This window comes from Variovorax paradoxus, assembly GCA_016806145.1.
In the GTDB taxonomy this organism is placed as follows: Bacteria; Pseudomonadota; Gammaproteobacteria; order Burkholderiales; family Burkholderiaceae_C; genus Variovorax.
In genome coordinates, this window is record CP063167.1 from 1,402,263 (window position 1) to 1,425,165 (window position 22,903).

Here is a 22,903-nt window from a genome sequence, read left to right on the forward strand (position 1 = left end):
GCTCCCCTTTCTCTTTCTCAACGCAACCAGCAAGAACTCCAGTGGCCCGCAACACGCACGTTTCCGCCGACACCTCGGCCCCTCCCGTCACCGCCATCCTGGCCCGCTTCGTCGCCACGCATCCCTCGCGCGGCTGGAGCGACGCGGTCGAGCGCGAGGCGCATCGCACCTTCTACAACTGGCTCGGCTGCGCGATCGGCGCGGCGCGCCACGAGGCGGCCGAGGCCGCGATCGCCGCCGTGCGCATGCTCGAGCCGGCGCCGCAGGCCAGCGTGCCGGGGCGCGCCGACAAGGTCGACATGGCCAGCGCGGCGCTCGTCAACGGCATCACCTCGCACACTTTCGATTTCGACGACACGCACCTCAAGACCATCATCCATCCGGCCGGCCCGGTGGCCTCGGCGCTGCTCGCGCTCGGCGAGCACCGCGGGGCCTCGGGCCGCCAGCTGATCGACGCGTTGGTGCTCGGCATCGACGTAGCCTGCCGCATCGGCAACACCATGTACCCCGACCACTACGACCGCGGCTGGCACATCACGGGCTCGACCGGCATGCTCGGCGCGGCCGCGGGTTGCGCGCGGCTGCTGGGACTGGACGAACACCGCACGGCGATGGCGATCGGCATCGCGGCCTCGCAGCCCGTGGGCCTGCGCGAGCAGTTCGGCACCATGACCAAGCCCTTCCATCCGGGCGCCGCGGCGCGCGCGGGCCTGATGTCGGCGCTGCTCGCGAGCCAGGGCTTCACGGCCAGCGAACGGGCGCTCGAGGCGCCGCGTGGCTTCGTGCAGGTGGCTTCCGACAAGCGGGCCTGGCACGAGGTCACCGACGAGCTCGGCGAGCGCTTCGAGATCTCCTTCAACACCTACAAGCCCTTCGCCTGCGGCATCGTGATCCATCCGAGCATCGACGCCTGCGTGCGGCTGCGCGCGCAGGGCATCGCGCCCGAGGACGTGGAACGCATCGAGCTGCGCGTGCATTCGCTGGTGCTCGAGCTCACGGGCAAGAAGGAACCGAAGGACGGGCTGCAGGGCAAGTTCAGCGTCTACCACGGCTGCGCCGTCGGCCTGATCCATGGCCGTGCGGGCGAGGAGGAGTTCTCGGATGCGATGGTCAACGACCCGCGCGTGGTCGCGCTGCGCAACCGGGTGCAGGCGGTGGTCGACGACGGCATCGCGGAGGAGTCGGTGCATGTGAGCGCGCTGCTGCGCGATGGCCGGCGCGTCGAGGTGCAGGTCGATCACGCGATCGGCTCGATGCACAACCCGCTGTCCGATGCGCAGCTCGAGGCCAAGTTCGACGCGCTCGCGGTGCCGCTGCTCGGCGCGCAGCGTTCGGGCCGGATCACCGAGGTGTGCCGCACGCTGGCCGCGCTGCCCGACCTGCGCACGCTGACCGCACTGACCGCGCCTTCGGCTTGAACAGGAGGCACGCATGACGAACAAAAACATTCCATCGCTTCGCATCGGCATCCTCGACGGCGACGACATCGGCCACGAGATCGTGCCCGCCTCGGTCGACATCGCGCGCGCGGCCGCCGAGCTGCACGGCGTGGCCGTCGACTGGCATCCGCTGCCGATCGGCGCACGCGCGCTCCAGACCCACGGCCACACCCTGCCGCCCGGCACGCTCGAGACCCTGCGCACGCTCGACGGCTGGCTCCTCGGGCCCATCGGCCACCGCGCCTATCCCAAGGGACCGAACGCGATCAACCCGCATCCGATCCTGCGCAAGACCTTCAACCTGTTCGCCAACGTGCGGCCCACGCGCTCGTACCCGGACATCGGCTGCCTGCACGATGGCGTCGACCTGGTGATCGTGCGCGAGAACAACGAGGGCTTCCAGCCCGACCGCAACATGGTGGCGGGTTCGGGCGAGTTCCGGCCCAACGACGAAGTCACGCTGTCGGTGCGCGTGATCACCCGCACCGGCAGCCGGCGCGTGGCGCGCGCGGCCTTCGAACTCGCACGCCAGCGCCGCAAGCACCTGACCTATGTGCACAAGGACACCGTGTTCAAGCTCGGCTGCGGCATGTTCGTCGAGGAGTGCCGCAAGCTCGCCGAGGAGTACCCCGACGTGCGCGTGGACGACGTGATCGTCGACACCTTCGCGATGCGGCTGGTGCGCGATCCGCAGAGCTTCGACGTGGTGGTCACGACCAACATGTTCGGCGACATCCTCTCGGACGAGGCGGCCGGCCTGGTCGGCGGCCTGGGCATGGCGCCGGGGTTGTGCATCGGCGACGGCGACATCGCGATGGCGCAGGCCACGCACGGCTCGGCGCCCGACATCGCGGGGCAGGGCATCGCCAATCCCTACGCGATGATCGAGTCGACGCGCATGCTGTTCGACTGGCTCGGCCACAGCCGTGGCAACGATGGCGCGGTGCGCATGGCGGCGTCGATGTCGCGCGCCACCACGGCCGCGCTGGCCGATCGTTCGGCGCGCACCGGCGACATCCGCGGCAGCGGCAACACAGTGGCGTTCACGAAGGCCGTGCTGCGCAACCTGAGTGCCTGAAGGGGAATCTCTTGATGACCGAAGCGACCACCATGCAGTCCTTCTGGATGCGGATGAGCGAGGCGGGCGGCGTGCTCGAGCAACGCGAGGTGCCGGTGCCCACCGCGGGTCCGGGACAGTTGCTGGTGCGCCTGCATGCGGCATCGCTCAACCGGGGCGAGTTCCTGGCGAGCCACGGCGCTTCGGGTGCTTGGCGTCCGGCCGGCGGGGAGGGTGCAGGCAGGGTGGTCGATGTTGGAAATGCCGTTAGTGGATTTCAAGTCGGCGATCGCGTGATGGGCCGCTGCGCCGGGGCCTTCGCCGAGTACTCGCTGATGGAAGCGGCCGAGGCCATGGCCGTGCCGCAGGCGCTGTCGTGGGAAGAGGCCGCGAGCATTCCGCTGGCCTTCCTGGTTGCGTTCGACATGCTGGTGCTGCAGGGCCGGCTGCAGCCCGGCGAATGGCTGCTGGTCAACGGCGTGTCCTCGGGCGTCGGGGTGGCGTCGCTGCAACTGGGCAAGGCGCTCGGCGCGCGCGTCATCGGCACCTCGGGCTCGGCCGACAAGCTCGCGGCCCTCGCGCCGCTGGGGCTCGACGTCGCGCTGCCCACCCGCGCCGCCGATTTCGCGCCGGCCGTGCTGCGGGCCACCGAGGACAAGGGCGCGAACCTCGTCGTCAACACGGTCGGCGGTTCGGTGTTCGCCGAGAACCTGCGCGCGATGGCCTTCGAGGGACGGCACGCGACCGTGGGCCATGTCGATGGCGTGCTGCATGCCGAGCTCGACCTCGAGGCCCTGCATGCGCGGCGGCTGGTGCTGTTCGGCGTGTCGAACAAGCTGCGCACCAAGGCCCAGCGTGCCTCGGGCGTGCCGCGTTTCGTCGCCGAGGTGCTGCCGCTGTTCGCGGCCGGGCGCATCCGGCCGCGCATCGACCAGGTGGTGGCGTTCGACGAACTGCCGGCGGCCAAGGCGCGAATGGAGGCTGGGGCGCATGTCGGGAAGATCGTGCTGCGCATGCCGGGCGGACAGGACAGCGACCGCCCCTGAAGGTGCCAGTGTTTGACGTGGTAAGGAAATTTCCTTACCATCTGAGGACATTGCCAGCACGAAAGGCCGCCATGTCCGAAATCCATGAAATTGCGACGCTGACCTCCAAGGGGCAGCTCACGTTGCCGAAGTCCATCCGGCAAGCGTTAGGCGTCGACATCGGCGGCAAGGTGGCGTTCGATCTGCGCGATGGAGAGGTCGTCGTGACTCGCGCCCATGCGGAACACGAGGACCCTGCCATCGGCGCCTTCCTGGCATTGCTGGAAGCGGACATCCGGGCCGGGCGCCACCTCCAGTCGCTGCCGGAGGACTTGGCGCGGGCCATGTTGGCGAGCGCTGGCCACGCGGTGAATCTCGATGAAGACATCGAAGGCGAGGTTGCGCTCTGATGCAACGGCATGGCTGGACGCTGCTGTTTCACGAGTGCGTGATCGAGCAGTTGCGCAAGCTGCAAGCGGCGGCGGAAAAAGCCGAGCAGAGCGACCCGCAAGGATTCGAAGGCAATGCCAACGTCAAGTTGTTTCGTGCGCTGAGCCAACTGATCGTGGATGTAGTGCCGAGCGATCCGGCCCGAGACGAATTCCGCCAGGGCAACACCCTGGGGGCTGAATTTCGCCACTGGCGCCGCGCGAAGGTCGGCAGGCGCTTTCGATTGTTTTTTCGCTACGACTCGAAGGCGAAAGCCATCGTCTATGCATGGGTCAATGACGAGCAGACCTTGCGATCGGCGGGCAGCAAGTCGGATCCGTACGCTGTCTTTGAAAAGATGCTGGGGCGAGGCAGTCCACCCGATGATTGGGCGGCGCTGATGGCCACGAGCAAGGTCGATTGGCGATAGCTCAACGAGCGCCAGCCGGGTCGCGCTTGGCCCCATTGCGACCCAGCGTGAACCCGATCTCGTTGACGCCTGGCGCGCCCTGCACGAAGGTCTCCCCCCCATGCATCCGCGCAATGGCCCGCACGATCGCCAGCCCGAGCCCGAAGCGTTCGCCCGTCCTCGGCCGCGAGCTGTCGCCGCGCCAGAAGCGCTCGAACATGTGCTGCCGCACTTCTTCCGCAATCGCATCGCCCGGGTTGGCGACGGTGATGCGCGCGCCTTCCGGCAGCGCCTCGATCCGCAGGCCGATCACGGCCTCCCGCGGCGCATGCCGCGACGCGTTCGTCAGCAGGTTCACGAGCGCGCGGCGCAGCAGCACGCGATTGACCGGCACCGAGGCATCGCCCTCGATCTCGAGCCGCTGGCGCTTCTCCTCGAGAAAGACCTCGACGAACTCGCCGACCTGCCGCGCCTGCTCGCCCAGCGAGAGCTCGCGCAGGTCCTCGGCGGCATCGCCGCGGTCGGCGCGCGCGAGGAACAGCATGTCGTTGACCATCGAGCCCAGCGTGCGCAGCTCCTCGAGGTGCGACTCGAGCACCTCGCGCATCTCGTCCTTGGGCCGGTCGCGCGCGAGTGCGAGCTCGGCGCCGTTGATCATGATGGCCAGCGGCGTGCGCAGCTCGTGCGCCACGTCGGCATTGAAGCCCTCGAGCTGGGTCCACGCATCCTCCATGCGCGCCAGCACCTCGTTGAAGCGCAGGGCCAGCGGCAGCAGCTCGGTGCTGTCGGCCGGCAGGGTCAGGCGCTGCGACAGCCCGCCGGGGCGTATCACCGCGGCCTCGCGCGACAGGTCCGCGAGCGCGCGCAGGCCGCGCCGCGTGGCGATGGCGCCGAGCGCCACGGTGCACAGCACGCCGAGCGCGCCGACCAGCAGGCCGTAGTTGTCGTAGCGGTCGAGCATCTCGGCGCGCGGCCGCGGGTCCATGCCGATCAGCACCTGCGCGCCCGGAAAGATGGCGTGCTCGTCGAGCCGGTAGTGCGCGCCGCGCAGCACCACGCCGTCCTGCCGCTGCAGCCAGACCTTGTTGCCCTCGCCGCGCAGCGTGGGCGGCATCGGCTCGGCGCCGTAGAGCATCTCGCCGTCGCGCGCGATCAGCCACACGTTCCAGCGGTAGCGTCCGCCCACGCTGGTGGCCGCGAGATGGCGCCGCAGCATCGGCAGGTCGGCCGGCGTGCGTACCTCGTCGATGAAGTGCTGCACCACCTCGGTCTTGCCGCTGAGGTCCGAGCGCTCGTCGGCGATCAGCACCTGTTCGAGGGCCTTGTGCAGCAGGTAGCCGGTGGCCGCGAACACCGCGACCGCGACCACCGCCAGCATCAGCACCAGGCGCGCCGAGATCGATCCGAAGCGCACCCGCGGTGCCTTCACGCGGACTCCAGCACGTAGCCCATGCCGCGCACGGTGCGCAGCATCGGGGTCTCGAAGGGATCGTCGAGCTTGGCGCGCAGGCGGCGCACGGCCACTTCGACCACGTTGGTGTCGCTGTCGAAGTTCATGTCCCACACCTGCTCGGCGATCACCGTGCGCGACAGCACCTCGCCGCGGCGCCGCATCAGCAGCGCCAGGATCAGGAATTCCTTGTTGGTCAGCTCGAGCGCCTGGCCGCCGCGCGAGGCCTTGCGCCGCGCAAGGTCCAGCTGCAGCTCGCCCAGGGTCAGCGTGGTGGGCTCCGACGTGCCGCCCGAGCGCACGCCGCGGCGGCGCAGCGCGGTCAGGCGCGCCAGCAGCTCCGAGAACGCGAAGGGCTTGACCAGGTAGTCGTCGGCGCCGTCCTGCAGGCCGCGCACGCGGTCCTCGACCTGGTCGCGCGCCGTGAGCATGAGCACCGCCACGTCCTTGGCGGCCCGGATCGCCTTGAGCACCGCGAAGCCGTCGATGCCGGGCAGCATCACGTCGAGCACCACGATGTCGTACTCGCCGTTCACCGCGAGATGGCGGCCGTCGATGCCGTTGGCCGCGACGTCGACGACGTAGCCGTTCTCGGTGAGTCCCTTGCGCAGGTAGTCCGCCAGCTTGGGATGATCTTCGACGACGAGCACGCGCATGTTGTGTCCTTCCGGGGGCCGCCGCCGGCGGCTCGACCGACGCGGCGGTTTCGCAGTCTATCGCCGGGCCGCGCGTTCAGCGCCGGCCCTGCGCCGCCTTCACGATCAGGTCGGCCACGGCCTGGGGCTGCGACAGCAGCGACACGTGGCTGGCGTCGAGCTCGACCGTGCTGGCCTTCATGCGCTGGGCCATGAAGCGCTGCAGCTCGGGATCGATGGTGCGGTCCTGGCGCGAGACGGCATACCAGGTCGGCTTGTCGTGCCAGGCCGCCACCGTGGTTCTGGCGGTGGTGATGGCGCGCGCGAACGGTTGCTGCACCGCGTAGTAGGCGAGTGCCTCGGCCGGCGGCAGGTCGCCCGCGAAGTCCTTCACGAAGGCCGGCTGGCTCAGCGAACCCCAGCCGTTGGTGTCCCACTGCAGGCCGGCACCGGCGGGCGCGGCCGCGAACTTGCGAGTGAGAGCCGCGTAGTCCTCGCCGGCATCGGGCGCGCGCGCCGCGATGTAGACCAGGCCCGCTACGTGCGGGTCGGTGCCCGCCTCGCTGATCACCATGCCGGCGTACGAATGGCCGACCAGCAGCGTCGGGCCGTCCTGCTGCGCCAGCACGCGCTTGACCGCGTCGACGTCGTCCTGGAAGCCGCTCAGCGGGTTCTGCACCGAGGTCACGTGCAGGCCCTGGGCCTGCAGCAGCGGAATCACCTTGCCCCAGCTCGAGCCGTCGGCATAGAGGCCGTGCACCAGCACCACGTTGTGGACGGCGACCGGCGCCGGGGGCGCGGTCTGCGCACTGGCGGCGCCCGCAGAGAAGACGCCGGCGAGGGCGATGGCCGCGATGCGGCCCATGAGGGTTCTGCGATGCATGAAAGGCTCCAGGTTCTGGCGGTGCCGGTTGCGGCGCCGCGGGGTCATGCAGTGACGACCGGCACTGCTCTGGAGCGGACTGTGGCGCCAGGCCATCGACCTGGATCGCACATTTCGATTACAAAAATGTCATCTGGAACGCGGCTTCTTCGTGCCGTCCGCTTTCCGGCTGCCCGGCCGCTCGGCCCGGCGCTGGGTGTCGGAGGACGGATGGCCCGCGGGCTCGGGGACGAGCGCTCGCAGCCGCCGCACATGAACCGCGGCGGCACTGCGGCTGCGCAGGAACAGGAAGATCATGGCCGGGGGCCCGATGCGATGGACGCGCTCAACGTCCCGCCAGCGAGAGCGGCCGCATGTCCTGCCAGTTCGCCTCGATGTAGGCGCTGCACGCGGCGCGGTCGGTGGTGGGCAGGGCCACGCGCCAGCCGGCGGGCACGGCGATGAAGGCGGGCCACAGCGAGTGCTGGCCCTCGTCGTTGACCAGCACCTGGAAGCTGGCGTTCTTGTCGTCGAAGGGATTGGTCATGGCGGTTCTTTCGATGGGATGCGAAGGGGCCGGCGCTCAGGCCACTTCCAGGAATTCGACGCGCGGCAGGGCCTCGAGCGCCTGCGCGATGCCGTGCAGCGCGCGGTGGCGCGCGAACTCCTCGCGCAGGGCATTCGCGCGTTCGCGGTAGCCGGGGGTGGCGAGCAGCTTGCGCACCGCATCGCCGACCTGGCGCGCCGCCGGCTGCGCGGTACCGAGGTTGATGCCCACGCCCGACCAGGCCACGCGCGCGGCGATCTCGGGCTTCTCCTCCGAGCTGCCGGCCACCACCAGCGGCACGCCGAGGCTCAGCGCATGGTTGACCGAGCCGTAGCCGCCGTTGGTGACCATCGCATGCAGCTTGGGCAGCAGGCGGTCGTAGGGCAGGAAGGGCAGCACGCGCGCATTGGCCGGCACGTTGGCCGACAGGGCGGGCGGCACCGGACCGCCGGTGGTGGCGATCACGAGCAGCGTCGGATCGCCGGCCAGCGCCTGCAGCGTGGGGCCGATCAGCTGCGCGGGATTCTGGTTGGCCAGCGTGCCCTGCGTGACCAGCACGACCGAGCGGCCGTCGTCGAGCTCGTCCCACCACTCGGGCGGCGTGAAGTCGCGGCTGGCCGGCGCGAGCAGCGGGCCGACGAAGCGCACCGAGGCCGGCAGGTCGCTGCGCGGGTATTCGAAGGACGGGCCGGTGAGCTGCAGGTAGAGGTCGGGCATGCGCACCATCGCATCGACGAAGAAGGCCGGCAGCGCGCCGGCGCCCAGGCGCCGCAGCACGGCGTCGAAGTGGCGCTGCACGTCGCCGAACATCGCCTGCTGCAGGTTGGCGTTCATCGCCTTGTTGCGCGCGCGGCCTTCGGGCGTGGAGGACGGCGGCAGCGCGGTGCCGAAGAAGGCGGTGTCGCAGCTCGACAGCGGCAGCGCCGAGATGCCGACCGCGACCACCGCGGGCCGCTCGTCGCGCGGACCCAGCAGCAGCGGGAAGGTGCCGCAGAACATGGTGTCGACCACGATGGCGTCGGCCTCGAAGTCCTCGAGGATGGCGCGCAGGCCCGCATGCTGCGCCTCGATCGCGTCGGCGAAGAAATGCTTGAGGCCGAAGCACAGCTGGGCATGCGGCGAGTTCAGCCGGCGACGCTCGGGAAAGCGCTCGTCGAGATCGCGGTAGTCGCCGTCGATGGCGAGCGCGAAGGGCGTGAAGCTCGCGCCGGTCGCTTCGGCCTGGGCCCTGAACTGGCTCGCGGTGTGCACCCGCACCTCGTGGCCGAGGCCCGTGAGGTGCTGGGCGATGGCCAGCATCGGCAGGACGTGGCCGGGCAGGGCGGTTGCCGCGATGAGATAGCGTGCCATGGGATGCTCCTCAGGAGGCGGTGGTTTCCAGGGCGCGGCGCGCCTTGGTGTGGATGCCGAGGTCGACGAAGTAGCGCTGCAGCAGGTCGCGGTCGACCGGGCGGATCGGCGTGCCGATCGCCTCGAGCTGCGCCTGCGTGGCCGCGCCGCACACCTGCGGCGGCGTGGCCGAGGTGTCGTAGCGGTCGAGGATGGCGAGCACCGCCGCGAGGTCGCGGTCCTGCCCCACCGCCAGCCGCGCATGCGCGCGCTCGAGCCAGGGGTCGAGTCCCACCGGCTCGAGGCGCATGCCCAGCCGCTCGAACACCGGCGGGATGTCGCGCACGCGCAGCGGCGCCTGCCCCATCAGGTGGAACACCTGGCCCCACGAGGCGCGTTGTGCCGCGAGGCCGAGGATGGCGCGCGCCACGTCGTCCACCGGCGTCAGGTTCAGTGGCAGGTCCATGTCGGGGATGGCTTCCAGGTCGGCGTAGAGATGGGCCACGCGCCAGATCAGGTCGTCGGCGTTGCAGATCGCATGCGTGTGGTCGCCGGTGACCGCGCCCAGCCGGTAGATCGCGACCGGCATGCCGCGCGCCTGCGCCTCGCGCGCGATCGCGTCGCCGACCCACTTGCTCTGGCTGTAGCCGTCGACCAGGCCGCGCCACGAGTGGAGCGCCGAGCGCTCGGTGACCGTGCCCTCCTGGTCGTTGCCCTGGTCGATCACGGCCAGCGTGGAGACGTAGTGCAGCGTCTTCGCGCAGCCCTGCGCAGTCCATTCGAGCAGCGTGACCACGCTGTCGACGTTGGCCGGCTTGAGGTTGGCGTAGGGGTGCAGGAAGTCGACCTGCGCGGCGCAGTGGTAGAGCGCGTCGCAGCCGTCACGCACCAGCCGCACGGCGTCGTCGTCGAGGCCCAGGCGCGGCTTGCCGAGGTCGCCCGTGACGACCTCGATGCGCGCGTCGTCCCAGATCGATTCGAGCTGGCGCGAGGCCAGCGTGCGCTTCAGGCGCAGCGCGCCGGCCTCGGCGTCGGCGGCGCGCACGTGGCAGACCACGCGGGCTTCGGTGTCGCGCAGCAGCGCGGCCAGCAGGTGGCTGCCGACGAAGCCGCTGGCGCCGGTGAGGAACACGCGTCGCGGTGCCAGCGTGGGCGCGACTGCCTGCGCCTGCACATGCGCGGGCAGCACCACTTCGCGCGACAGGTCGAGCGCCTCGGTCGTGCCCGCGTTGTCGTCGATCCAGGCGGCAAGCTCGGCGATCGAGGGCCGGTTGTAGACCTCGGCATTCGGGAAGTCGGCGCGCACCTGCTGGCGGATGCGCATGCCGAGCTGGATCGCCATCAGCGAATGGCCGCCAATCTCGAAGAAGTTGTCGTGGATGCCCACGCGCTCCAGCCGCAGCGTCTCGCGCCACAGGCCGGCGAGCAGTTCCTCGGTGGGCGTGCGCGGCGCGACGTACTGCACCGCGGCCTGCTGCTCGGGCTCGGGCAGCGCCTTGCGGTCGAGCTTGCCGCTTGGCGTGAGCGGCAGCGCGGGCAGGTGCACGAAGGCCGAGGGCACCATGTAGTCGGGCAGGGCGCGCGCCATGTGGGCGCGCAGCTCGGTCGGCTGCGGATCGGCGGCGGCGACGAAGTAGGCCACCAGGCGCTTGTCGCCGGGCGTGTCCTCGCGCGCGATCACCGCGGCCTGCGTCACCTGCGGATGCTGCAGCAGCGCCGACTCGATCTCGCCGGGCTCGATGCGGTAGCCGCGGATCTTCACCTGCTGGTCGGCGCGGCCGAGGAAATCGAGGCTGCCGTCGGCGCGCCAGCGTGCGAGGTCGCCACTGCGGTACATGCGGCTGCCGGGCGCGCCGTGCGGGTCGGCGACGAAGCGCTCGGCGCTGAGCGCGGCGCGGTTCAGGTAGCCGCGCGCCACGCCGGCGCCCGCGATGTAGAGCTCGCCCGCGACGCCGGGCGGCACCGGCTGCAGCAGCTCGTCGAGCACGTACATGCGCGTGTTCCAGACCGGCTGGCCGATCGAGGGCTGGCGGCCGGCTTCCATCGGCGCGCTCATGCTCGCGCAGATGGTGATCTCGGTCGGGCCGTAGGCGTTGACCATGCGGCGGCCCGGCGCCCAGCGCGCGGCGAGTTCGGCCGAGCAGGCATCGCCGCCGACCACCAGCGTCCGCAGCGCCGCGAACTCGCCGGGCGGCAGGGTCGAGAGCGCGGCCGGTGGAATCAGCGCATGGCTCACGGCCCGGGCCTCGAGCAGCTCGGCGAGGTCGCTGCCCAGCAGCTGCTGCGCGCCCGGCACCACCAGCGCGGCGCCCGCGTGGAAGGCCATGAGCTGGTCCATCACCGAGGCATCGAAGCCGCAGGAGGAGAACTGCAGCACGCGCGAGTCGGGCGTGATCGCCAGCCGCTCCTGCATCGCGGCGCCGAGGCTGGCCAGGCCCGCATGCGGCACGACCACGCCCTTGGGCAGGCCGGTGGAGCCCGAGGTGTAGATGACGTAGGCGGCCTCGCGCGGATCGGCGGGCGGTGCAGAGGGCGCGGCCTCGGACTGGATCGCGATCGCTTCAAGCGTGTCAGAGGCGTCGAGCGCAATGCAATGCGCGACGTTGGCCAGCTGCGGCAGCAGCGCCTCGTGCGTGAGCACCGCCGCGGGCGCGGCCTCCTGGAACACGAAGGCGCTGCGCGCCGCCATGTGGTTCGGATCGATCGGCAGGTAGGTGGCGCCGGCCTTGACGATCGCCAGGTGGGCCACGACCAGGTCGAGCGAGCGCGGCAGCACCGTGGCGACGATGGCGCCGGGCGCGATGCCGCGTGCGCGCAGCAGCTGCGCGAGACGGTTGGCGCGCGCGTCGAGTTCGGCATAGCCGACGGTCGCGTCGTCGAGCACCACGGCGGGCGCCTGCGGGCGCTCGGCGGCATGCGCGGCCACCATGGCCGCCAGCGAACGCGGCGCGAGTTCGCGCGGCTGGCCGCTCCATTGCGACAGCAGCCGGTGCTGTTCCTCGGGGCTCAGGATCGCGAGCTCGGCGATCGGCGCGTCGGGCGCGTCGCAGGCCTCCTCGAGCAGCCGGGCCAGCCGCGCGGCCATGGCCTCGACGGTGGCGCGCTCGAACAGGTCGCTGCTGTACTGGATGCCGCCGCCGATGCCGCCCGGCAGGCCGTCGGCGCCGCGTTGCTCGCTGAGGATGAAGGACAGGTCGAACTTCGCGGTGTCGATCTCCACCGGCTGCGGCGTGATCGACAGGCCCGGCAGGCTGAACGACAGCCGGCTGCTGTTCTGGAAGCCCAGCATCACCTGGAACAGCGGCTGGTTGGTGCGCGCGCGGCCCGCGCCGCTGCGCTGCAGTTCCACCAGGCGGTCGTACGGGAACTCCTGGTTCGCATAGGCCGCGAGGTTGGTGGCGCGCACGCGCGCAACCAGCTCGCGCAGGCTGGGCCGGCCCGAGGTGTCGGTGCGCAGCACCAGCGTGTTGACGAAGCAGCCGATCAGCTCGTCGAGCGCGTGGTCGCTGCGGCCCGCGACCGGGCTGCCGATCACGATGTCGTCGCCCGCGCCGAGCCGGCTCAAGAGGCCCGCGAGCGCGGCCTGCAGCACCATGAAGACGCTGGCCTGCCCGTCGCGCGCCAGCTGCAGGATGCGCTCGTGCACCTGCGGCGCGATCTGCAGCGGCACCACGTCGCCGCGGTAGCTCGGCGCCAGCGGGCGCGGATGGTCGGCGGGCAGCGCGAGCTGTTCGGGCAGGTCCTGCAGCGTGGCCTGCCAGAACGCACGCTGGCGCCCGGCCATGCTCTCGGCATCGTCCTCGCTGCCCAGCAGCTCCTGCTGCCACAGCGCGTAGTCGGCGTACTGCAGCGGCAGCGGCGTCCAGTCCGGCGCCCGGCCCTCGCAGCGCGCCGCGTAGGCCACGCTGAGGTCGCGCGCCAGCGGCAGCAGCGAGGCGCCGTCGCCGGCGATGTGGTGCGTGAGCAGCAGCAGCACGTGCTCGTCGTCGGCCAGCCTGAGCAGCGAGACGCGCAGCGGCGCCGTGCTGCCGAGGTCGAAAGCATGGCCCGCGGCCGCATGCAGCTGCGCGGCGATCTCGTCCTCGCTGCTGTCGGCCTCGAGCACGGCGGGGCGCGCCTGCGCGCCGTCGAGCACCTGCTGCCACGGCAGCCCGTCCTCGTTCGGATAGATGGTGCGCAGGCTCTCGTGGCGCTGCACCAGGTCGTCGAGCGCCGCATGCAGGGCCGAGCGGTCGAGCGTGCCCGACAGGCGCAGCGCCAGCGGCATGTTGTAGGCCGGGTTGGCGCCCTCGAGCTGGTTCATCAGCCACAGGCGGCGCTGCGCGAAGGACAGCGGGATGCGCGCCGGGCGCGGCATCGGCACCAGGCTGGGCCGCGCCACCGATTCCTGGTCGAGCAGCTCGGCGAGGCCGGCGATGGTCGAGACCTGGAACAGCGTGTCGAGCGGCAGGTCGATCATGAACTGCTGGCGGATCATCGAGACCAGCTGCACGATCATCAGCGAGTGGCCGCCAAGCTCGAAGAAGTTGTCGTGGATGCCCACGCGTTGCAGGTGCAGCGTCTCGGCCCAGAGGCCGGCCAGGATCTTCTCGGTGGGCGTGCGCGGCGCGGCGTAGGGCGTGGCGGCCTGCACCTCGGGCGGCGGCAGCGCCTTGCGATCGAGCTTGCCGCTCGGTCCCAGCGGCAGCGCGGGCAGGCTCACGAAGGCCGAGGGCACCATGTAGTCGGGCAGCGCCTGCGCGAGGTGCGTGCGCAGCTCGGCCGTTTGCGGATCGGCGGACTCGGCCGGCACGAGATAGGCCACCAGGCGCTTCTCGCCGGGAGCGTCTTCGCGCGCCACCACCGCGGCCTGTGCGATCTGCGGATGCTGGAGCAGCACCGCCTCGATCTCGCCGGGTTCGATGCGCAGGCCGCGGATCTTCACCTGCTGGTCGGCGCGACCCAGGTACTCGAGGCTGCCGTCGGCGCGCCAGCTCGCAAGGTCGCCGGTGCGGTACATGCGGCTGCCGGGCGCGCCATGCGGATTGGCGACGAAGCGCTCGGCACTGAGCAGCGGCCGGCCCAGGTAGCCGCGTGCCAGGCCCGTGCCCGCGATGTAGAGCTCGCCGGCCACGCCGACGGGCACCGGCTGCAGGCCGCTGTCGAGCACGTACATCCGCGTGTTCCAGATCGGCCGGCCGATCGGCACGCTCTTCGGCGTGGTCTCGCCGCGTTCGCATTCCCATGCGGTGACGTCGACCGCGGCCTCGGTCGGGCCGTAGAGGTTGTGCAGCTCGGCGCCCAGGCGCTCGTGGCATTGCGCCTGCAGCGCGGGCGACAGCGCCTCGCCGCTGCAGATCACGCGGCGCAGGCTGGTGCAGCCAGCGGCCGCGGGCTCGCGCAGGAAGACCTCGAGCATCGAGGGCACGAAATGCAGCGTCGTGATGCCTTCGTCGGCGATCAGGCCCGCGAGGTAGGCCGCGTCCTTGTGGCCGCCGGGTTTGGCGAGCACAAGCGTGGCGCCGTCGATCAGCGGCCAGAAGAACTCCCACACCGACACGTCGAAGCTCGAGGGCGTCTTCTGCAGCACGCGGTCGTCGGCCGCGAGGCCGTAGCGCGCCTGCATCCACTGCAGGCGGTTGACGATGGCGCGGTGCGACACCACCGCGCCCTTGGGCCGGCCGGTCGAGCCCGAGGTGTAGATCACGTAGGCGGGGTGCGCGGGGTCGATCGCGACGGCGAGATTGGCTTCGTCGCAATTCGCCAGATCGGCAATCGTTTGCGCCCCATCGATCAACAGGCGTGGGGCATCGGCGGGCAGCACCTGCGCGAGCGCCTTGGTGGTGACCAGGCACACGGGCGCTGCGTCGCCGAGCATGAAGGCGATGCGGTCGGCCGGAAAATCCGGATCGACCGGCAGATAGGCCGCGCCGGTCTTCAAGGTGGCGAGCAGCGCCACCATCAGTTCCATCGAACGCGGGATCGCGAGCGCGACCGTGCGCTCGGGGCCCGCGCCGCGCGCACGCAGCAACCGCGCGAGGCGGTTGGCGCGGCGATTCAGTTCGGCGTTGGACATCGCCTCGCCCTCGAAGCGCAGCGCGACGGCCTCGGGCCGCTCGGCGAACTGGGCCTCGATCAGCGCGACCAGGTGCGTGTCGGGCACGGCGTGGTCGGTGTCGTTCCAGCCGACCAGCAGTTGCCGGCGCTCCTCGGCACCGAGCAGGTCGACATGGCCGACGGCCTGCTGCGGCTGCCGGATCACGGCATCGATGAACGCGATCAGCCGGCGCTGGTGATCGGCCAGCCCCTGCGCCGTGTGTACCGCGGGATTGGCGTCGAAGTCGATCTGCAGGTCCTGCCCGTTGCCGCGCTCGTAGAGGAAGATGCCCAGGTCCTCGGCCGTGCCGTTCGATAGGTTGCGCGGCCGTGCCGCATGGCCGGCGAAACGGAAGTCGTAGTCGAAGGGCTCGACGTTGACCACGGTGGTGAACAGCTGCCGGTTGTTGACCAGCATGTTGAGGTCGCTGCGCAGGTGCTCGTAGCGGTACGACTGGTGGCGCAGCACCTGGCGCATCTGGCGGCCCACTTCGCGGATCAGTTCGGGGATCGGCAGATCGGCGCGCATCGCGAGCCGCAGCGGCACCGCATTGGCCACCATCGCGGGCACGCGCCGCATGCGTTCGTTGTGGCGCGCGGTGACCGGGATGCCGATCGCCATGTCCTCGATGCCGGTGGCGCGATAGAGGTAGGCCGCGGTGGTGGCGATCAGGATCTGCGGCAGCGTGGTGCCGAGCTCCTGCGCGATCTGCTGCAGTGCCTGCACGCTGGCCGCGGGCAGGTGCACCGTCTGGCGCAGCAGGCCGCCGATGTTGACCGAACGCTGCGCCGCGAGGCTCAGCGGATCGGGCGCGTCGGCGAAGCGCTCGGTCCAGTACTGGCGGTCGCGCGGGAAGCGGCCCGACTCGCGGTAGGCGTGGTCCTCCTCGGCCAGCTGCGACAGCGGTGCCAGGCGCGACGCCTCGGGCACCTCGGCGGCGCCTTCGGCCATCGCGCTGTAGATATCGGCGAAGCGCCGCGCGATCAGCCCGCCGCCGAAGCCGTCGAGCACGATGTGGTGGCTGCGGTGGTACCAGATGTGGCGGTCCGGCGCGAGGCGGATCAGTGCCGACAGCCACAGCTGGCCGTGCGCGAGGTCGATGTTGCGTTCGAAGTCCGCGCGCATCCAGCGCTCGGCGTGCGCCGCGGGATCGGCCTCGGCACTGAGGTCGAGGTAGGGGATCTCGCCCGCAAAGCTGGTCGCCACCACCTGGCGCGGCCCCTGGCCCGCGTCGACGAAGTTGAGCCGCGTGGCCTCGACCTCCTCGGTGATGCGGCGCAGGGCCGCGAGGAAGATCGCGGGATCGATCGGGCCATCGATGTCGATGGCTTCGGCGAGGTTGAAATTGGTGTCGGGCGACGCGAATTTCGCGCCCAGCCACATCGCCATCTGACCCGAGGTGAGAGGCGCCGAACTGCTCAGGGGACCGCTGCCTTGCATGCGCTGCTCCAAGTTGGACATGGGGTGGCCAACGGGGCATTGCAGGCGCGAAGCGAATTGCCAGAAGCTGCCTTCTCGCATATCCGCAGCGGGTCGAATTGACATTCCGTTGACATTTAAAAACCAAATGTACAAGCGGTTGCAGTCACTTCGATGGCAGTTTCGAGTGCGGCAATATTTCACGCTCTCAATTGAGCAAGAAAGGTTTCCTGGGGTTTTTCGCACTGCACCCAGAAAGCCTCATTTTCGAGGCGGTTCGGCTTACTTTCAGAGGGAAAAGCAGGAGGAAAAAGTTTGTTGCGTCGCAACAACTTCAATACGCGCAGCAGGGGTATGGCAACTATGTTGGAGAAGCCGCCGAATGCATTGCGTGAATAAGAACGGCCTAATTCCCACGGAATTCCGTGGTGAATAGAAAAGTATTGCGAGGACTTTCAGCGTAATTAAATAAAGCCCTGATTCACGCCGATCATCCGCTGCGTCTCGCCGATCGCGACAGCGCCGCCAGCGTCTTCTTAGCGCTGTTCAGCAGCCCGCCGCGCTCGGGCTTGAGCCGCGCCTTGGTGTCGCCCGGCGCGACGATCTCGAAGGCCGTGTCGGCCGCGAGCTTCATGGCCAGTGCATCGCGCGGCACCAGTCCGTCGAAGCGCGCGCTCGAGATCACGTGCACCTGCAGATGGCGATGGATGGCCTTCGACAGCTTCCGGCAGGCCGCGGTCATCGTCGCTTCGTCGGGCGTCACGGCACCGTGCACGACGAGCACTTCCACGATGCCGTTCGCGTCCTCGCCGAGCACGAAGGCGCGCACCACCGAGTCCTTGAACCTGGCGCGCAGCATCGCGCGCACCGGCTCGGCCGCCGCGAAGGACTTCAGCGCGATGCGGCGCAGCTCGCGGTGGAAGACGAAGCCGCGGTCGAGGGTGAAGGTTTCGGGCAGTTCCTCCTTCGCGGCATGCCGCGACAGCATGCCGCTGCCGACGAGGTGCGCGAGCGTGCCCTCCACCTCGGCGGCGTCGAGCCGGGTCTTCTGCGCCAGCTCGTTCGTGGTGAAGGGTTCCTCGGGATTGCCGTAGAGCACCTGCAGGAGCTTCTGGACGGAGGGGGACAGGAGGAAGTCGGCGGCGCTCATGGGGCAGTGGGATCCGGTGCGGGCAAAGGCAGGGATTATCGAAGCGCGGCGATGCACCGCGCGAGCGCGGACCTGGGACTACGAGATCGCGGGCTGCGGCCGCAGCCGGAAGTGGCTCAGATGGCTCCTGCGCATCTTCTCGAGCGCATGCGGCGCCTCGGGCCAGCGGCACCAGTTCGGCCGCGGCGCGCCGAGCGTGGCAAGCCGCGCCTCGATCGATTGCTCGGTGCGCGCGCATTCGGCCTCGGCCGCGGCGAGTTCCGCTTGCAGGCGGGCGATCTCGCCCTGGTAGCGCGCCAGGGTCTCGCGCGCGCGCCGCATGCTCGCGAGCACCGCGAACGCATCGGGTGCGCTGCCCGCGAAGTAGGTGCGCGCGAACTGCCGCGGATCGGCTTCGTACTCGAGGATCTGCTGCTGGCAATGGAAGATCAGCGCCTCGCCGCGCGCGCAGGCGCAGCGGCGCTCGCGCAGCTTCTCGTAACTGCCACGCAGTTGCAGCGCCAGTTGCCGCGGGACCGCCGGGCGCCTGGCCTTCGCGGGCGCCGGCGCAGGCGGCGCGCCGAAGGCGGGCAGGGAAAAGGTCGTCGACATGCTGCTTCCCGATGCAACCCGAGGCGCCGCTCAGCCGGCGGCCGGCACGTTACGCACCCCGGCCTCGAGATAGTCCATGAATTCCTGGCGCTCGCGCGCCTCGTTGCCGCGCTCCGACATCGGCATCACGCCGAAGGGCGAGCGCTTGAGGTAGCTGCGGTAGGAGATGCCGTAGTACACGACGTTCATGCTGAGGATGAGCCGGTACTGGATCGTCTCGCGCGGCGTGCCGGGCAGCCGTGCCTCGAGCAGCTCGACCGCGAGGCCCAGCAGCCTGCGGTGCAGCTTCGCGGACAGCCGCTGGCCGGCTTCGCCGAAGTCCCAGCCGAGCCGGCCGATGAAGCTCACCGCGTCGCGGCCGAAGCCTGGCGTCTGCAGCATCTCGATCATCGGGCCGAAGGCCGCCTCCATGATGTCGCGCACGCCATGCGGCCGCGCGCGCAGCGCCTCCAGGCCCGCGCACGAACGCGGCTCCAGCCATTGCTGCAGCATCGCGGTGATCTCGCCCACCAGTCCCTCGCGGCTGCCGAAGTGGTAGTGCAGCGCCGAGGCGTTGTTGGCGCCGGCCGCCACCACGATGCGGCGCAGCGAGACCGCATTCATGCCTTCGCGCGCCATCAGCTTCATGGCCTCGGCGAGCAGCCGCGCATGCGTGCTGTCGCCGGGTGCGTCGGCATGCGGCGTGGGAGCGGCGGGCTTGGAAGTTCGGCGGGCGAGGGCGGGCACGGGCGGAATGATGCAAGTCGATTAATTCACCTGCATTAGCAGATACCCTCGACCGGCATTCGTTCGAGGGACGGCGGGCCCGGGTGACCACCGCCACAATTGCAAGCATGTGGCTCCGACCCGCCAACCCACGGCGCGAAGCGCGGAGATACTTTGCAAGACAAATCCTGAAAAACTAGTCAATGACATCCAGCCTCAGCAAGATGCTCGACATCCTGGACCTCTTCGACGAAGAGACGCCGGCTTGGACCGCTGACGGGATCTGCGAACGCCTCGAGCTTTCCACCTCCAGCGGCTATCGCTACATCCGCGAACTCTGCGCCAAGGGCCTGCTCAGCCGCACGATGGGGAGCACCTACATCCTGGGCACGCGCATCATCGAACTCGAGTACGTCATGCGTGTCTCCGACCCCGTTGCCAAGGCCGGACGCCCCATCCTGGAGGAACTTTCGCGCGTCACGACATGCGACGCGCTGCTGGCCAGCCTGCAGGGATTCCATATCGTCAACCTCCTGCATCAGCGCGGCGTCGACGATCTGCAGATGCCGTTCACGCGTGGCCGGCAGCTGTCCCTGTTTCGCGGCGCCATCTCCAAGGCCATCCTGTCCGCCATGCCGCGCACGCAGTTGGTGAAGCTCCATGCGTTGCACCAGAAGGAGATTGCCGCTGCGGGCATGGGGGAGTCGTGGCTGGATTTCTGGCTCTTCCTGCAGGCGATCAAACGTGCGGGTTTCGGAGAAAGTCACGGTGAGCGCCGGTCGAACATTTCCGGACTCAGCGTGCCCATCGCTTCGAGGGAGTGGGGCGTCGGCGGCATCTCCCTGGTCTACGCGAGCAAAAGGCGATCCGAACTCGACACAGAGGAGCTGGTGGCGCGGTTGAAGCAGGCCGGTGCGCGGATGAACGAAGCCCTGCGCAAGCTCGGTGGGCCGCCTGGTGTCGCGACCGACGTGACCCGGCGCAGCTAACCGGGACTCGAGGCCCGGGTTCGCGCAACGCAGGGCCGACGTCTCACGATGGCGCGCGGGGCTCGGCGGGACTGTCGACCGTCGTCTTGGGATGCGCATCGCGGTCCTGGCGTGAGGGAAAGCGCGGCGCGCACAGGAACAGGGCGGAACTCAGCAGCATCACGCCGGCCGATATCGCGAGGATCAGGTCGTAACTGCCGGTTCGTTCGGCACTCTGGGCGAGCAGCAAGGCGCTGAAGGAACTGGCGCCCGAGACGGTGCTGTAGAAGACGCCGTAGTTCCTGCCATAGTTCTTCAGCGGGAAGTAGCGCGAGACGAGGTAGGCAAGCACGTCCAGCTCTGCGCCCAGCGCGAAGCCGACGGTGAACGCCGCCGGCAGCAGCAGGGCTGGCTCGTGGCTGCGCAGCATCAGCAGGCCGGCGCCGAACATCGCCAGGATGACCGCCATCACGCGCGGTGCGAACAGATGGTCGAGCAGGAAGCCGGTGCCCAGGCGCCCGATGAACAGCGCGGCGCCGATCACCGACACCACCATGCCGGCGTCGGTGGCGCTGTAACCGCGGTCTCGCAGCAGCAGGATGAAGTGCGACATGTAGCCCGAGCCGAACAGCATGGGCAGCATGAAGGCGACCATCAGCAGCCAGAACACGGGACGGCGGACGAGGGGAATGTCCTCGTGCTCGCCACTTTCCGATGCCGCGCGCTTGTCGAGAGACTGGGCATCCCCTCGCAGCCGTGGATGGGAGTGGCGCTGCGCGCCCGACTTCCTGCTGCTGTCCGGGCCCAGCAGCCAGAGAGTGGGAATGCTCAGCACGGCGATGAAACCCGCCATCGACAGGTAAGCGCCGCGCCAGCCGATGACGGCCATGAGCGGCGGCAGTATCAGGGGCGCGGTGATCGCGATGAGGCCCATGCCGCTGATGGAGACGCTCAGCGCGAAGCCGCGCTTGGCGTCGAAATGGGAGCTGATCGCACGCGAGTAGCCCAATGGCGTGGCCGCCACGCCCAGCGCCGACAGCAGCGCCTGGAGACCGTAGAAGGCCCAGAGCTTGGCCGGCATGGCGGCGAGCGCGATGTAGCAGACGACCTGCGCGACCAGGGAGAAGGCGATGGGACCCCGGATCCCCCGGCGATCCATGAAGCTGCCGACGAAGGGGGCCAGTACCACGATGAATGCCACGTGCGCGATGCTCGCGATGGCCAGCTCGCTGCGCGACCAGCCGAGACTCAGGTGCAGCTCGGCGAAAAACATCGGCTTCGTGTAGATGTACATCCCCGACGAGCTGATGCATAGCCCCAGGAACGAAGCGAGAAGCACGCGCCAGTTTCGCGTGACCTCGGACCAGTTGTTGTACGAACTGCTCTTCATGCTGACTCCTTCATGGTTGCGATGGCAGGTGGATCGGCGGTGCCATGGACCGCGCGGGAACACGGGGAAACGGGCGATCGCCCGCCTCAGAAGTTGTGCGTGATGCCGAAGTCGAACCCGGTGGCGGAGCCGCCGGAGAAGGTCTTTGCGCTTGGCGTCGGCCCGCCTGGTATTCCCAGGAACGAAGTGCCCCGGTTGTTCATGCGCACGGCATTCGCGTAGAGCCAGGTGCGCCTGGACAGGACATGCACATAGCCCAATGCGAACAACGACGTGCCATTGCCATCGATCGAGCCGGCCGTGGTACCGGCCGCCAGGTGCGAGCTCACGCTGCCGGCCAGCCGGCTCCTGCCGTAGGTGGCATGGATGCGGTCGCCGCCGATCGGTAGCGTGGCGGTGACGTAGGCAACGGTCTCCCGGCTGGTTTCGGCGCGGAACTGGCGCACCGCGGCGGCAAGCTTGAAGGACCGCAGGTCGTAGGCCATCGCCACGAGGCTGTCGGTCAGCCGGCGCACCGATTCCGCGGTGGCGAACTGGGCTTGCGTCCGCGAATGCGCGACGGCGAAGGACAGCCGGTCGTCGGGCTTGTAGGCGAGTTCGAGCAGCCGCAGTCCGGCGCCGCCGGTGGTCGTCGATTGGCCGGCGCGCGTCGCGTATGCCAGCACGCCGGAGAATCCGTTCAGCGTGGGGCTGAGGTACTGGATCGTCCTGCGGGAATAGGCCACGGTCGTCTCGTACCGGCCGACCGGGCCGAAGCTTTCACGCAACGGCCCGTTCTGCGTGAGGTCGTACAGGTTGTTCGCCGAACCCATGCCCGCGAACCAGGGATCGTTCTCGAGCCATCGACGATAGAGCGCGTTGCTGTCGTGACCCAGGCGCAGGGTGCCGAGGGATCTGCTGCCGATTTCGACGTAGGACGCGCGGTTCCAGAACTGTTCCGGCAGCGAACGCGAACCGACGCCGCCGACATCCGCGTGGAGGGTGGTTTCGAGCTTGAAGCCCGCATGCCAGCCACCGCCTAAGTCTTCCGTGCCTCGCAGGCCCAGGCGGCTTGCACGGTAGCCGGCGCTGGCCAGCGAAGTCTTCGAGCCGATGCCGTCGCCGCTCACGCTCCGGATGCCGAGGTCGACGGCGCCGTAGATCGTCAGCGAGGACTGGGCGCGACCCGCCTCGGTGAATGTCAGCGATACCAGGGCGCAAAGTGGAAGCAGTGATCTGCGGGGCATTCGTGTCTCCTTGGTCATGCATGCGGCGGCGGGACGGCCGTGCGCCATCCGTCTGCGCGAGAAGGCGCTTGCTCGATGGGCGTCTGGCGCCCGGTGGTGCGGTTTCCGACGCGGCGCGTCAGGGCCGCGGCGGCGGCGCCGGGTCGCTCGGCTTGCAGTTCTGTCGCGAGGGCGGAGGGACGATCGCTTGCTCGGG

Annotated in this window: 18 protein-coding genes; 6 read left to right on the forward strand and 12 right to left on the reverse strand. The window is 69.8% G+C overall.

Annotation, left to right across the window (positions count from 1 at the left end; genetic code table 11):
- Window positions 1–41: 41 nt before the first annotated feature.
- From INQ48_37610 to INQ48_37630, 5 genes are all read left to right on the forward strand, one after another.
- On the forward strand, window positions 42–1,418 hold the full coding sequence (locus INQ48_37610; protein QRF61124.1) for an MmgE/PrpD family protein: 1,377 nt from the start codon (window positions 42–44) through the stop codon (window positions 1,416–1,418).
- A gap of 13 nt (window positions 1,419–1,431) precedes the next feature.
- Complete coding sequence (locus tag INQ48_37615) at window positions 1,432–2,517, forward strand: isocitrate/isopropylmalate dehydrogenase family protein (protein ID QRF61125.1); 1,086 nt, start codon at window positions 1,432–1,434, stop codon at window positions 2,515–2,517.
- 32 nt (window positions 2,518–2,549) lie between these two features.
- Window positions 2,550–3,542 (forward strand): zinc-binding dehydrogenase, encoded by a 993-nt coding sequence (locus tag INQ48_37620; GenBank protein QRF63138.1) that lies wholly within the window; start codon window positions 2,550–2,552, stop codon window positions 3,540–3,542.
- Between the two features lie 71 nt (window positions 3,543–3,613).
- Complete coding sequence (locus tag INQ48_37625; GenBank protein ID QRF61126.1) at window positions 3,614–3,931, forward strand: type II toxin-antitoxin system PrlF family antitoxin; 318 nt, start codon at window positions 3,614–3,616, stop codon at window positions 3,929–3,931.
- Window positions 3,931–4,380, forward strand: coding sequence for a type II toxin-antitoxin system YhaV family toxin (locus INQ48_37630; protein ID QRF61127.1), 450 nt, complete (start codon window positions 3,931–3,933; stop codon window positions 4,378–4,380). Before INQ48_37625 ends, INQ48_37630 begins: the two co-directional genes overlap by 1 nt.
- A 1-nt stretch (window position 4,381) precedes the next feature.
- Here INQ48_37630 and INQ48_37635 read toward each other — a convergent pair whose 3' ends face one another.
- The 10 genes from INQ48_37635 to INQ48_37680 form a co-directional block, all read right to left on the reverse strand.
- Window positions 4,382–5,788 (reverse strand): heavy metal sensor histidine kinase, encoded by a 1,407-nt coding sequence (locus INQ48_37635; protein ID QRF61128.1) that lies wholly within the window; start codon window positions 5,786–5,788, stop codon window positions 4,382–4,384.
- Window positions 5,785–6,465 carry a heavy metal response regulator transcription factor gene (locus tag INQ48_37640; GenBank protein ID QRF61129.1) on the reverse strand — a complete coding sequence of 227 codons (681 nt, stop codon included), beginning with the start codon at window positions 6,463–6,465 and terminating at the stop codon, window positions 5,785–5,787. Before INQ48_37640 ends, INQ48_37635 begins: the two co-directional genes overlap by 4 nt.
- Window positions 6,466–6,541: 76 nt before the next feature.
- Entirely contained in the window at window positions 6,542–7,327 is a 786-nt protein-coding gene (locus tag INQ48_37645; GenBank protein QRF61130.1) for an alpha/beta hydrolase, read from the reverse strand.
- Window positions 7,328–7,456: 129 nt separating this feature from the next.
- Entirely contained in the window at window positions 7,457–7,624 is a 168-nt protein-coding gene (locus tag INQ48_37650; protein ID QRF61131.1) for a hypothetical protein, read from the reverse strand.
- A gap of 28 nt (window positions 7,625–7,652) precedes the next feature.
- Entirely contained in the window at window positions 7,653–7,853 is a 201-nt protein-coding gene (locus tag INQ48_37655; GenBank protein ID QRF61132.1) for an MbtH family protein, read from the reverse strand.
- Between the two features lie 36 nt (window positions 7,854–7,889).
- Window positions 7,890–9,203 (reverse strand): glycosyltransferase family 1 protein, encoded by a 1,314-nt coding sequence (locus tag INQ48_37660; protein QRF61133.1) that lies wholly within the window; start codon window positions 9,201–9,203, stop codon window positions 7,890–7,892.
- 10 nt (window positions 9,204–9,213) lie between these two features.
- The gene (locus tag INQ48_37665) at window positions 9,214–16,698 is read right to left on the reverse strand and encodes an amino acid adenylation domain-containing protein (protein QRF63139.1); all 7,485 of its coding nucleotides are present in this window, start codon (window positions 16,696–16,698) and stop codon (window positions 9,214–9,216) included.
- A gap of 469 nt (window positions 16,699–17,167) precedes the next feature.
- Window positions 17,168–17,827: a hypothetical protein gene (locus INQ48_37670; protein ID QRF61134.1), complete on the reverse strand. Its 660-nt coding sequence runs from the start codon at window positions 17,825–17,827 to the stop codon at window positions 17,168–17,170.
- Window positions 17,828–17,905: 78 nt separating this feature from the next.
- On the reverse strand, window positions 17,906–18,418 hold the full coding sequence (locus INQ48_37675; GenBank protein QRF61135.1) for a hypothetical protein: 513 nt from the start codon (window positions 18,416–18,418) through the stop codon (window positions 17,906–17,908).
- Window positions 18,419–18,448: 30 nt separating this feature from the next.
- Window positions 18,449–19,144, reverse strand: coding sequence for a TetR/AcrR family transcriptional regulator (locus INQ48_37680; GenBank protein QRF61136.1), 696 nt, complete (start codon window positions 19,142–19,144; stop codon window positions 18,449–18,451).
- A 182-nt stretch (window positions 19,145–19,326) separates the two neighbouring features.
- On the opposite strand from INQ48_37680, the gene INQ48_37685 reads away from it, so the two are divergent.
- Entirely contained in the window at window positions 19,327–20,112 is a 786-nt protein-coding gene (locus INQ48_37685; protein QRF61137.1) for a helix-turn-helix domain-containing protein, read from the forward strand.
- A 43-nt stretch (window positions 20,113–20,155) separates the two neighbouring features.
- Here the strand turns inward: INQ48_37685 and INQ48_37690 are convergent, their stop codons facing one another.
- Both INQ48_37690 and INQ48_37695 read right to left on the reverse strand, forming a co-directional pair.
- Window positions 20,156–21,430 carry an MFS transporter gene (locus tag INQ48_37690; GenBank protein QRF61138.1) on the reverse strand — a complete coding sequence of 425 codons (1,275 nt, stop codon included), beginning with the start codon at window positions 21,428–21,430 and terminating at the stop codon, window positions 20,156–20,158.
- 137 nt (window positions 21,431–21,567) lie between these two features.
- Entirely contained in the window at window positions 21,568–22,707 is a 1,140-nt protein-coding gene (locus tag INQ48_37695; GenBank protein ID QRF61139.1) for a porin, read from the reverse strand.
- Window positions 22,708–22,903 lie beyond the last annotated feature (196 nt).